This window comes from Bacillota bacterium (assembly GCA_012839765.1).
Taxonomy (GTDB): domain Bacteria; phylum Bacillota; class Limnochordia; order DUMW01; family DUMW01; genus DUMW01.
Genome location: DUMW01000065.1, coordinates 1 through 12,918, shown reverse-complemented (window position 1 = coordinate 12,918; position 12,918 = coordinate 1). Strand labels below are relative to the sequence as shown.

General features: G+C 54.8%; 8 protein-coding genes and 1 pseudogene. 1 reads left to right on the top strand and 8 read right to left on the bottom strand.

All coding sequences use genetic code 11. The features are described from left to right. Positions 1 to 593: 593 nt before the first annotated feature. The 8 genes and pseudogenes from GXX57_06530 to GXX57_06495 all read right to left on the bottom strand — a co-directional run bounded on the left by GXX57_06530 (position 594) and on the right by GXX57_06495 (position 12,321). A pseudogene (locus GXX57_06530) lies at positions 594 to 1,942 on the bottom strand (sulfatase-like hydrolase/transferase). A 419-nt stretch (positions 1,943 to 2,361) separates the two neighbouring features. After that, a complete protein-coding gene (locus tag GXX57_06525; GenBank protein ID HHV44304.1) occupies positions 2,362 to 5,457 on the bottom strand; it encodes a hypothetical protein in 3,096 nt (1,031 codons plus the stop codon). Positions 5,458 to 5,530: 73 nt separating this feature from the next. Then, positions 5,531 to 6,808: an extracellular solute-binding protein gene (locus tag GXX57_06520; protein ID HHV44303.1), complete on the bottom strand. Its 1,278-nt coding sequence runs from the start codon at positions 6,806 to 6,808 to the stop codon at positions 5,531 to 5,533. 115 nt (positions 6,809 to 6,923) lie between these two features. Then, complete coding sequence (locus GXX57_06515; protein HHV44302.1) at positions 6,924 to 7,286, bottom strand: hypothetical protein; 363 nt, start codon at positions 7,284 to 7,286, stop codon at positions 6,924 to 6,926. Further along, complete coding sequence (locus tag GXX57_06510) at positions 7,273 to 7,716, bottom strand: hypothetical protein (GenBank protein ID HHV44301.1); 444 nt, start codon at positions 7,714 to 7,716, stop codon at positions 7,273 to 7,275. Before GXX57_06510 ends, GXX57_06515 begins: the two co-directional genes overlap by 14 nt. Positions 7,717 to 7,753: 37 nt before the next feature. Next, the gene (locus GXX57_06505; GenBank protein ID HHV44300.1) at positions 7,754 to 8,566 is read right to left on the bottom strand and encodes a hypothetical protein; all 813 of its coding nucleotides are present in this window, start codon (positions 8,564 to 8,566) and stop codon (positions 7,754 to 7,756) included. 556 nt (positions 8,567 to 9,122) lie between these two features. Beyond that, on the bottom strand, positions 9,123 to 11,570 hold the full coding sequence (locus tag GXX57_06500; GenBank protein HHV44299.1) for a glycoside hydrolase family 2 protein: 2,448 nt from the start codon (positions 11,568 to 11,570) through the stop codon (positions 9,123 to 9,125). A gap of 49 nt (positions 11,571 to 11,619) precedes the next feature. Continuing rightward, positions 11,620 to 12,321, bottom strand: coding sequence for a hypothetical protein (locus GXX57_06495; protein HHV44298.1), 702 nt, complete (start codon positions 12,319 to 12,321; stop codon positions 11,620 to 11,622). 141 nt (positions 12,322 to 12,462) lie between these two features. Here GXX57_06495 and GXX57_06490 point away from each other — a divergent pair. Further along, positions 12,463 to 12,918 (top strand): hypothetical protein (locus GXX57_06490; GenBank protein ID HHV44297.1); only part of this gene is annotated, 456 nt, incomplete at its 3' end.

Sequence of the window (12,918 nt, the reverse complement as noted above, 5' to 3'; positions counted from 1 at the left end):
CCTGGAGAAAAGTCATCTAGGGTCTCCTGCAGCCGGCGTTTCCATGGCCTAAAGAAACATATTTCCGTCTTCCCCGACTTGACAAGGATCCCCAAAGCTATCATCCGCGCCTTCTTTCCAAAACCTCTCATGCAAAGGCACAAGCAAGCTCGGATAGACTCATCCCGGGCCGTCGTTTGGGGCATTCTCCTTGGGAGCCTAGTATCTCCCTGTTCAGAAATGGGGACAGAAAGACTCTCCACATAGTCCGACCGGCATCGGAAGGCCTCCGCACCATCTCGTCCAAGGTAGCCCCCGTAGATTCGGTAACCGCGTTTTGGGGTGTCCCCAGGACAAGGGCTAAGCCAGCTCCTCATCTAGCTGGGTCTAGGCGCAGACCTCATAGCTCTCTCCGGTCCAGGATGTTTCATCTCCATTGGTATAATAATCGGAGTCGAAGAAATGGTGGGTACACCCTTGGTCCCGCCAGAACTGAAACCCCTGGCGGCACTCAGGCAGAAAATGAATAAGTGGGTGTCGCCATTTCCCGGGCGCCTGATCCCAGGAAATGGCTCACCACTCCAAAGGCGGTTTCGCCCATTACTCCTGTCATCTTAAAGATATTCTTCACCGGCCTTAATCCGCAGGGCAGTACCGCGTCGTTTTGCGGGGATGATCTCCGGAAGAGTTTCTCCTGCTTCCGCCATCCTGTTGAGCAACCGCTCCCTCATCACCTCCGCCACCCTCCGATGGGCCTCCGAATCAATCAGATTCCGCAGCTCGTAGGGATCCGCTTGTAGGTCATATAGACAATACTCTACGTAGGTATCGGCGTGGGCATCGTTCCAGGGCTCCTTATCCGGGGCAGCCACGCAATACTTCCAGCGTTTCGTCCGCACGGCCCGGGCCACCATGGATTCACTGATCTGCACATAGACCTCCTCCGGCCAGTGGCTACATTGCCTGTTGACCAGCCGGTAAACAGACCGTCCTTGCATGCAATCGGGGATGTCAAGGCCGGCAGCATCAAGGAGGGTACAGGTCAAATCCACGGTACTCACCAGCTCCTGCACCCGGCCACCACCGAAGAAGCCTGGACCGCTGAGTACGGTGGGGACCCGGAGGGAACTGTCGTGGGGTGAACGCTTGTACTCGCTGTTGCGTGTTTTGAAATGACACCCATGATCCGAGGTGAAAAGGATGATGGTATTGTCGATGAGGTCAAGGCTCTTTAAGGCATCGAGGATCCGACCCAGGGCCTCATCAAGGCGTTTCACCATACCGTAATAGCCGGCGATATGCTGATGGGTAGAGCCCCCCAAGGCGGCAAGGTCAGGCGGAATCCAGCCACCGACGTACTGTTCCATGTACCCGTCCGGTGCCGGATAGTCGTCCCGGGTGTTTTGGAAATGGGGCTCGAGATAGGAAATGAATAAGAAGAACGGTCTTTCCTCACTGTGTACGTCGGCGATGAACCGGATAGCCGCATCGGTCAGAGCATCCACCCGATAACCCGGAAGTTTCACCTTGCGACCTTGTTTATCGTAGAGTACCGCATCGTAAGCGTCGGAGATGAACTCCAGAACATTGGCCCCCAGCCAATACTGGTACCCACCCTGTTCCTCTTCCCTGACCGGGTCTTCTGAGGCCAGGTGCCACTTGCCGATATATCCCGTATAGTAGCCCGCCTCGTTGAAATAATGGGCGAGGGTTTTGTGGGACCGGGATAGGGGAATCCCATTGCGATAACACCCGGTGGCCGTAGCATACATACCGGTCTGTAGACACGCCCGGGCAGGACCACACACCGGCTGGGTGGTGAAACTGTAGTACACATGGGTGCCATTGACAGCCAACCGATCCAGATTGGGAGTTAAACCTAAGGGGTTACCATGGACCCCGTGGTATCCCACCTCTGTTGGTCCGTATAAAACACCAAGACGTTTGGTCTTTTTTTAGACATATGCATCCTCCCCTTCAAGTATCCTCAAGGCCCAGAAGTCCACCAGCAATCCCCTGGTGTCCTAGTGCCGATCCGACCAGACACAACTAGGGTCTTCGCCGTCGCATATGCCTATTCCTTGCTATCTTCTGACCAAACCAATTCGGGTCGAAAACTAACCTCTGCTGAGATCCCACGACCTTTGCTGCGTTTAGCCGATAGTATCAACCCCTCACCAAGGGGTCATTTTCACCCGAAAACCCCTTCCCTTGTGCTGCCGGAAGGGTAATCTGATCGCCTGAAGGTAGGTCCACCAACGGAGAAGCACGAAAAGAGACACCACACCAGGGATGCGATCACCCATCAACCTAACAACAAGAAGGGCCAGCTAGATTCCTGTGTCCTCGCTGGCCCCGTAACCTGGTACCTAAGAATTGTTATTACTCCACCGTAAGCCGGATCACCGCGGAATCAAACCCCTGGGCGCTGAGGTTGATCTGACGGGTTCCCTTCTGCATGACTACCGGAATGGTGGCTTCGGCGATCCCGTCCCCATCCTCATCGCGCAAAGGGACGATGGTCCAGCCATCGATCACGTTAATCCGCGGAATCTCCTCTCCGGTGAGCAAAGTGCCATCAGCGGTGATGAATCTCACCCGCACTGTCACACTTTGCCCCTCCTGCACCCGGATATGGTCCTCCAAGGGAATAATCTTGCCTCCCGCAGGCAGCAGGGTAATGGTCTCCCTTTGGATGACCCCGCTGGGATGGGCAGCAACGACCGTTAGTCGGGTCTCACCGGTGATGGGAGGGATCATCACCCGAAAGCGATCTGAGGAAACCACATCCACCGGTACGTCCCCGGCCACCGTCCGGGCCCCAAGGGAAAGCTCGGCTAAAGAAATTCCAGAAATGCGAAACTCCAAGCTGCTTTCCTGACCTGTGGGCACATAGATGGGCGACTGGAAGACGATGTGCCAGGGGAGGATCAGCTGCCGAATGTTGTCTCGCTGCTCCAATTCCCCATAGGCCAGCCATTCCCGCCCAACCGCATATTCATTCTCCCCGATGACCAACCGTTCCAGGGAACTGTTGCTCACCCAAATACCGTTTTGGGGCGTGTTCAGCCGGTTGTTTTCAATGAGGAAATCTCCGCTGCGACACCGGAGGATCGTGATGGCTCCTTCGGTAATGGCAAACTCACCGATCCCAACCCGCTCCAGGGTGTTGTTGGAGACCACCATCCCCTTGGGCCAGAAGAGGCTGTGGTGCTGATACAGACTAATTCCCGCTTGGTAGGTGTCTTCAATGTGGTTATTGTCGACGATGATTTGATCCCCGCTGGCTACCGCGATGCCAAAGCCGCCTTTGGTCCCCGAAACCCGGTTGTGACTGATCTTTGTAAACTGGGGAAAACGGCTAATGCTTCCATGCCAGGATAGGTAGATTCCGTGGGAGCCGCTGTTTTCCACCACATTCCCGGTGACGGTGGCCTGGCGACAAGAAAGGAGGCTAATACCACTGCACCGGGTATCCTCAATCAGACACTCTTGCACCAATAGATGGTCCGAGGAATCCAACAGCAGCCCAGGACCACTGGCCCCCTGGATGTGGACCCGTTCCACCCGGATGTGGCTACAACCGGAGATGTCCAACAAAGCCCGGTTCATACGGTAGTCCGGCGGATCCACCAGTTTCAGGGTAAGGCCAGTCACCGAAGAGTTCTTCACATTCAGAAGACGCAATCCCTGATGCATGGGACTGTGGAACAGGAGAATCGTCTTGCCCGGTTCCCCCACAATGTGCAGATCATCATATCCCTGCACCAACAGGTGGTGCTTGATTTGACTGTAGGCCACTTCGTCCTGTCCAGCAACGGGATACAGAGAATAGGTTCCCGGGGGAATGTACAGGAGGCTGTGGTCCTGCATCGCGGCAATGGCCGCCAAAAAGGCGGCGGTATCGTCGGCAATACCATCACCCACGGCACCGTAGTCCCGCACATTGACCACCGACAGGTCAGCCCGAGGGCCCCCGGTGGGCACCGGCGCCCACTGGTTATCCAAGGGAGCGGTCCTCGCCTCGTAGTAGTAATCCACATACGCGCTGGCTTCGGCCTGAAGATGTATGCCGTCTGGAGGAACCATCACCCCCGAGGAAGTGATATCTACCAATTTCCCGCTTACCGGTTCCAAGTATACTTCGTTGTCCTTGAAGGTCACATCCCTGACGGACCCGGAAATGCGCAAAGCACCGGCGGTATTCTGGGAAAACTGGTTATCCACCAGACTCAGACCACGCACAAAGGTACCCCCACTGGCTTGGACGTTTAACCCTACCCCTAGGTTACCCGCTAGCTCGTTATCCGCCACCAGCAGATCAATCGCCTCGATGCCGTCGGGACCAATGCGGATGCCATCGGCCTGGCCCCCATAGACCCGGTTCCCCACAATCTGTGCATTACTGATCTCACGGCTCACTTTGATGGCCCCACCGTACCGGTGGCCCGGCAGGGCGTTATCTATGCGCTCCGAAAGATTCGCCCGAATGACGGTGTTCCCAATGATGGCGGCGTTCTCCACCGGGTGACCCCCACCATATTCGGCCCCATGTCCCCGGGCCTGGCTGAAGATCCCCGCCATCACCATCTGTTCCACCCAGTTACCGATCACTTCGCAGTTTTCACCGCCCAGGGTAATCCCCCGTCCCCACTTGCCGCCAATGACGGTGTTATAGAGGAAACGGTTATTGATGGACCTGGTATCGTCCCCCTCCCGGGTACTGATGGCGGCAATACCGTCGTCTCCACAGTTCTCGATGTAGTTGTAGGCCGCAGTAACATTGACGCAGTTGGAAAAGTGGATTCCGTCGGCACCGGTATTACGCACCTGGCAGTCCACCACCCAAAGGTCCGCACTGCCCCGCCAAAAGACAATGCCGATTTCCCCCTGATCCACAATCAGGTTGATCAGTTGCACCTTTTGGGCTCCACCAAAGGCGAGGGGATATACAGCCAACAGGGGGGCCCAGCGAGAATCGAGGATCGGCCGTTGTTCGAATCGGATATTGCGCAGACTGACGTTGGTGGCCCGTCCCAGGTGCACACCGTACAATGAGCCGGTGGAGCGATTCTTTTCAAAAAGAAAGACGGTTTTGTCCCCTTCCCCCACAAAATGCACGTTTTCCAGGTCCCGTCCGTCCCGTTGGGGACGCCAATAATATCGGTCCGAGACACTGGGGGGCCGGAAACGATAAACACCGGCGGGGATATAAACCACGCCGCCTTCGGGAGGCAGCGCGGCCACTGCGCGGTCAAAGGCTTCGTTGACAAAGGTGACCCCATCCCCTACGGCGCCATAATCTAACACGTTAACCACAGCCATGGACTCATAGTCAATCCGCGGCATGTCTTCCAAACCAGGACGATCGTAGAAGGCCGCGGGCAGATTGGTGACCGGAGACATAGCAGCTGTTTCCACCGTCATGATGCTGAGCAAACAGAGCAAACTCAGGATGATAAAGCAGTTCATTTTCACCGGGATTCCTCCTCTGGACCGCTGTGGTAAACATAGGCCCCCAGGGCAACCACCCGCCTGGGGGCCCACAGAATCATTTCCCCAACCACGCCCGAATCTTGGCATTGGTATGTTCGGCAATGGCCCGCATACCCGCGGCCGGCGACACATCACCGTGGATGATCAGTTCCAGTAGGAGATCGTCCAACCCCTCGGTTTGGATATCCGGCGACGGGAGGATCGGGGTCTTCCGGGCATAGGGCAGCTGCATAATGTAGGGATAAAGCAGCGGAGTAGAGGCCAGATATTCGGAGTATACTGGATAGTACACCCCGGAGTTGGTCACCGGCAGGTATCCAGCGGGGATAAGCCAGCCCTCGATAAACCTTTCATCCGCGACAAGCCATTTAATGAAGGTCCAGGCCGCTTCCATTACTGCGGGGTCATTCCGACTGATCCCTAAGGCCTTGGAAGTGGAGACCGTGGCCTTGGTTACCTTCTCCGGCAAGGGTGCCGTCTCGATATAGCCCAGTTCCTGATAGGCGGGAATATTCAGGGTTAAATCTGACCGCATCACCACTTCCCCGGTGGTGATGGAGGCCGGTCCCCGCCTGGCAATACCGTAGTCATGGACCTGGGCCGCGAAAAACTCCGCAGCTTCAATGGCCGCGGGGCTATCCAAACCAGAGGCGCGAAAATCCGGTGTGTAAAAGGCCCCACCGTTTTGCCAAAGCAGCGGGGTAAACCAAAGGTAGGAATAGTGCTCAATCAAGAAACCGTGCTGATCGATCTGCCCATCACCATCGAAATCCCGCGTCACCTTACGCATCGCCTCGATGAAGGTTTCCCAAGTCCAGTTGTCCCGGGCCGCATACTCCGCAGGGGTCATGGCACCGACTTCCTCAAAGGGATGGATGTTATACAAAAGGCCCACGTTGGAGTTCTCAAAGGGGATCCCCACCAAGCGACCATCGGGCATGGTCAGCTCCATGATCAGGGCCGGTAGGAAGTCCTCTTTGGCCAGATCCGGATCCTTCTCTAAGAAAGCATCGATGGGCACCACCGCATCCATGTAGATATAGTTGGCCAGTGTCTGGGGGGTACCCCACACCACATGGGGTGCCATCCCGGCCACAAAGAGGGTGACCAGCTTTTGGTCATACTCCGTGGAGGGCCCCATAGGGAGGTTTATCACCCGGATCTCGTCTTGGCTGGCGTTGAATTCTGCGATGAGGGCTTCCAACAATTCTTGCTTTTCGAAACGGAAGGGATTGCCGAACTCAATCTCAATGGGGGCCGCGTTCAGAAACCCGTTCAAGACTAGAGCCAATACTATTGCAACACCAATACCCAGCATCGCCCTAGGTTTCATCCAGTTCTACCTCCTCGGGATCCTGATTGAATGTTCCGTAAAGAAACACAGCTCGGTTCCTTTCCCTTAGGCGGCGAGAACCGGCCGCCCTAAGCAACCGGCCCTCGCCTATGGGCTAACGGGACCATTCCACCACATGGATGGGATTCCCCGGTACCAACAGTTCAAAGGTCAGATCTTCCTCTCCTGCCAAAACATAGGTGGCCTGACACCGGTTCACATCCAGCTCCACCACCTCCAGGTAGTCTCCCCCCACAACGCGCACCTTAGGCCGGATCCTGAAGGCATAGGGTGAACTGATGTTAATGACCAGCCGCTCATCCACCACGGCGGTGGTCACATCCAACACCGACGTCTCCTTCTCAAGATATAAAGCACCAAGGGTAAGCATGCCGGTACCATCCACCTGATAGATGCCTTCAATATACACCCGCACTTCCACGATATCACTCAGGTCCACGGTGTTAAAATCTTCCAATGGGAAGGGAGACTTTGTACCATCCCTCGGGGATCTCCTTCAGTTTTATCCGGATGAGCTTGTTGCCCTTCGTGTCAAAAACCGCGGTGGAAAGCGAATCTCCCACAGAGCCGGGCTCGATCTTTACCCAATAAGCAAGATAGTCCATATCACTCCAATCCTGGGCCGAAAAGCGCGTCCCCACCCAAATCCGGGGATGGTTACCCTCTTCCGGCAGATGGTAAGACAACTGTAGTCCCTTCTCTCCAAAAAAGCCCGTTCCGGCATCCATGGTACCTACCACCGGGGTATTGTCGCTGCCCACCCGCCATGCGGCCAAATCACCGAAGTCAGCCACTAGACGTCCGGGACCCGCCGGGGGTTTGAAGCCAAAAAGGCATCCAGAAAGAAGCAAAGACACCACCACTACCCCAACAAAAGCTCTAGACATCATCCACCACTCCCTCCCAGGCCAATAAGGGCTCTTCCTACCTGGTCCACTCCGCCGAAACAGTGGGATTCCCCGGAGAGACCACTTCCACCGTAAACTGTCGTTCGTTGGCCAAAGTGTAGGTTGCCTGAAACTCGGTAGCAGAGACCCTTTCCACTTCCACATAAATGGGCTGACCAATTCCCAGCAATGCCCGCACATCCATCAGACGCACCTTAGGTAGCAGGGGTAAGGGTTCCTGGGAAACAACATCGATATATAGTACGCCATTCCTCTCCTCCACCGTAACATCCAGGGTGGGTTCCGCTTCCTCCAGGAACAAGGCATCAAGGATCAGACTACCGCTGGAACCTGCACCGTAGATGCCCTCAACCACGATCCGTACGCTGGTCACGGCCCCCAGTCCCACCTCTGCGTAGTCTGCAAGGGGAATCACCACCTTTTGCCAATCCCCACTCATGTAGTTGCTGAGACTCTGACGGATCAACTTACTTCCCTGGGGGCCAAAAACCATGGTAGACAGGGACGTCCCCCGGGAGTTTTCGTCCACCTTCACCCAATAGGTCAGGTATTCGGCCTTTGTCCAGTCTTGCGCACTGAAACGGGTCTCCACAAAGACCCGAGGATGGACACCCGCGGCCTGCTGTTCGTAAACCTCATAGGTAAGCTGTAAACCCTGATGTGAAAAATACCCTTCACCTGGTGTCATTTCACCTTGGACCGGTGTCCGGTCAAAACCAATGAGCCAAATGTCCAGATTGCTTAGGTCCGCCACCATGGTTCCCGCGCAGACATATCCGGTCGGGATGAGCAACAAAGCCAAAAGAACAAGCAAAAGTCTTTTCATCATGGGTCAATTCCTCCTTTGCTTTGGCTGATATTGATCTCCATTCATCACAGGGGCTAAGTTCAGTATCCTAAGCTTTCCCTCCAGGGACAAAGATCAAGGTCGACCTCCCTTCGTACCAGTACACAACAGGCGATCAAAAGAAAATAGATCACCTCCCATGAATAAAGCTACCAGAAAGGCTGGCCCTAGGACTCTGTTGTCGTTTTCGAAGCCCACGGAGGACTAGACCAAAGTCAGACACTCCCCAGGACCTGCCCCGATTATCTCCCCAAAAACTCTGCCGAAGGACAATATGTACTGCATGTCCACTGGTAGAATCGAGCATTATAGCCCTTTCGTCCCGGTTTTCCCGGAACAAGCAACGCCCTAGAGTAGGAACCTTTTTCCTGTAACGTTTTAGCAAGGCACCGTGGGAAATCCTTTTAAGGGAACACCGAGGGGAAAACCCTTCGTTATATTGTAAGGACCGAAGCCCTTGTCCTTGAGGGAGGCTTCGGTCCCTTCTGTTATCTTCCCAAATCTCCGGGGCAGCTTGCCAGCTTCCGCCCCATGTGACTTAGTAGGTACTCCGAAGATGGTAAAGCCTAAGGTGCCCCTTGAACTCCTCGAGGGAAATAGGCTGTTTGGGGGTAAAGGTCAGCCGGCGTTTTTCCCCCGGAAGTAGTGTGAAGCAGTTGTCGTCAAACTCACCTAAGATATCCTCCGGATCTAGGCTCACAAAGAACGCAGGAAAATCGGTGGTAAGCTGGACCACAAACGCGGTCTTTTGCTCTTCCACTTGTAGCTCAATCTGGGGCTCTTTCAGCGCACAGCGCTTGTATTCAGTAAAGAAGTACTCATTGCGTAGGATCTCACCCTTCACCTGCAACTCCACCAAAGCGAAAACCTCATCCCGCCTTGGGGCCAGTTCCGCCACATCGTACTTGGCCAGCCGTTGGGCACCGCCTGCGGGCAACTCCACCGAAAGCTGCTGCTCCCACCGGGTGTTCCCGGCGAAATCAAGAATTTTGACAACCAGTTTCCCCTCTTCGGGAACAGTCTGGTCATTGACCGCCCACACCGCAAACTCACCGGTCGGTTCCTCAAAAGCAGTGACCAGAACCGGGGCATAGAAGCGTTTCGCCACATAGTGGAGCAGCTTCCACTTCCCCGAATACTCTAGGGAGGACCAGGAACAAACGGGCCAAAGGTCGTTTAGCTGCCAGTACAAAGTCCCCATGCACACCGGTCGCAAACGTCGCCAATATTCCACCGCGGTCTTGATGGCCAGGGCCTGTTGCACCTGACTCAAGTACACAAACTGGGCAAAGTCCAAGGGGATCCGGAAATAGCGGGTCATCATCTCCACAATAAGGGAATTGCCCCGGGGATGCCGTTGGTGGTGTTCCATAATGGGCGAAGTGGGGTTCAGCTCTTCCTCCGGTGCAAAGGAGCGAATGGTGGACAAAGAGGGGAAGGACTGATACCCAAACTCTGAGCAAAAACGGGGACGTACCTGCCGGTAAGCATCGAAACTTCTCCCCTCATGCCAAACCCGCCAATAGTGCATATCTCCCCTGGTATCTTCGTGCCAATTGTTGGAGTAGTCCCCAGGACCACCACAGGGGGAACTGGGCCAATACAGCCGGGTGGGATCGGTCGTCCGTACCGCCTCCCCGATCGTCCCTTCGTACAGACGGTCATAATCCACCAGATAACGGTCCCGGTTTTTCCGGGACGGTTCAAACCAGTTTAGTGCCCCCAAACACTCATTATTGCCACACCACAGGGCAATACAGGCGTAATCCCGCAGTCGTTTCACCTGATGGATCACTTCCCGACGCACGTTATCGAGGAAAGTGGGGGTGGCAGGATACGTGGCACAGGAGAACATAAAATCCTGCCAGACTAACAGCCCCTTCTCATCACACAACTGATAGAACCGGTCACTTTCATATTGTCCCCCGCCCCAGACCCTTAACATGTTCATATTCGCCTTTACGGCGCTGGTGAGCAGATCATCGAGGCGTTCGGGGGTCTGCCGGGCCGGAAGGGCATCCGCAGGGATCCAATTGGCCCCCTTGGCAAAGACCTCCACACCATTGACCCGGACCTTGAAGGAAAGACCAATCTCGTCCTCTTCGTTAAGGATCTCTAGTTTGCGCAGTCCCAGGCGCTTTTCCACCACTTCATCGAAGATCTTGACGGTAAAATCGTACAGATTCTGCTCCCCGTACCCCGCGGGCCACCAAAGCTTCGGCTGCTCCACCGGTATCTGCACCCGCAACCGATTGTAGCCCGGCTGCACCTCCACCTGCTTCACAACCTTCTGATCCCCCAGCCTAGCTTCCAAGGGGACAGTCCCGGCAATCAGGGAGTCTACCTCCACATAAACATCCACCAAGCAATGATCCGAAAAATGGGTCTGCTCCGTGTACACATAATCTATCCGGCCTTGGGAAGTTCCATGGAGGTAGATTTCATCGTAAATTCCGGCTACCATCAGACAGCAACCCCAATCCCAGCCCGCATGGCAGGCCACTTTGCGGACAAGGTTATTGTGGGGAGACTGCACTGGATACTGACTCATGGGGATGGGATAGGGCAGCTTTTGGCTGATGGCCTGGGCATGGCGTGCGGCAGAGCGGAAGATGATCTTCAGCTGGTTCGTGCCCTCCCGTAGAAGCCCTTTCACCTCAAAACGATAACGAAGAAACATGTTATCGGTTTGCCCCACCAATTGATCATTGATATAGATCTCCGTGATGGTGTCTAGTCGTTCACAGTTTAAGACCACCGACCTACAGCCAAGAAGCTCGGCAGTAACTTCAAAATCCCGGATAAACACCCAGTCCCGCTGACCGATCCACTGTAAATCCAGCTCGTTTTTCCCATAGTAAGGATCGGGGATCTTGCCGGCTGCCAAAAGGGCGCTGTGGGTATCTACCGGCACCTGTACCTGGAGTGATTCTTCTTCGCAACCAAGCTCGTACATCAACCATGGACCCCGTAGATCTATTTTCATGGCATCGATCCTCTCCTCTTTTTCACTTTTTCATACTTGCGCCCGTAGGTTACGTGAAATCCACGGGTAATAGACTGTCTGTAGTAATGTGTACCCCCTGTTCCCTTAACACCTTCAACTGTTCCCTTTCGTTAACGGTCCAGGCCACCACCGGAATCCCCGCCTTCTTTGCGAGCTGTAACGGTTCCCCGTCAGGAAACCGCTGTACATCAATAAAAAACCGTTCCATGGACGAAAGCAGGCCTTCCAAAGTGGCATCGGTCATCTCCCAGGCCAAGTAACCCAGCCAAAAGTGGGGATGGAGGTGGCGAATCCGACCTAGATGTTCCCAATGAAAAGAAATGAAGGACACCTGCTTTTCCACTTGGTATTGGTGCACCAGGTCCAACAAAGTCATCAGTTGCAAGTCCGACAGGGTCGTGTCCTTGATCTCCACTAGCAGTCTCAGGCCTGTCCTCTGACAGAGGACGAGAAGGTCTGCCAGAAGACAAATCGGTTCCCCGGCGAAGTCTGGATGGAACCAGGTCCCAAAATCCAAGGCGGTCAATTGCTCTAAGGTCATGGTTGCCACGGTTCCAGAGCCATCGCTGGTGCGATCAACCCTTTCATCATGGATACAGACCCACTGGTTGTCGGCAGTAAGGCGCACATCGGTCTCCGCATAGACAAAACCTAAGCTCACCGCCTGGCGATAGGCAGCCAAAGTGTTCTCCGGGCCATAGCCCGCGGCTCCCCGGTGAGCAATCAGCACCGGTTTCGAAGGAAAAAATCCTTCCATGTTGTCTCACCCCAAAAAATGTTCAGCTATTCCCCGCAAAGTTCCTGCAACACTTCCTCCCTTCTGTGTTCCATAGTTCACTTTGTCTTGGCATATTCCTCCGCCACCCTCCGTATGATCTACAGAAGTGTTTCCTTCTTGCAGCACCCGGGGGAGCTCAAACTGGACGTAGAGAAACACCGTGGTCACTGGAGAAGAACCTTCACTACCAAATCCACGTGGGAGGGAGATTCAAGGAAGAGATTCAAGTTCCTGTGTTGTGCTCTGGTTTTCCTGTTCCTAGGTTCCACCGGTGTTTTGGCTAGCAACTTCGAGATCAACGGCGGAATAGCCAAGGGTGATCTGTTGATCTCAGACCACTGGTACTATGAACAACTAAAAGACCCCATGGTCTTGTTTCAAGTGCAGGGCCGGCTTCCAGTGACCGAGGACCTAACGGTGGAGGTCAGCCACACCTTTGGTAAGGACAAACTAAAAGAGCCAGACGAGGCAGGCCTCAATCTGTATGGGTATAGCAACACCAAGTTGGAGGGGGTCTTCGGGTTCACCGACACCTTTGGCCTCCTGGTG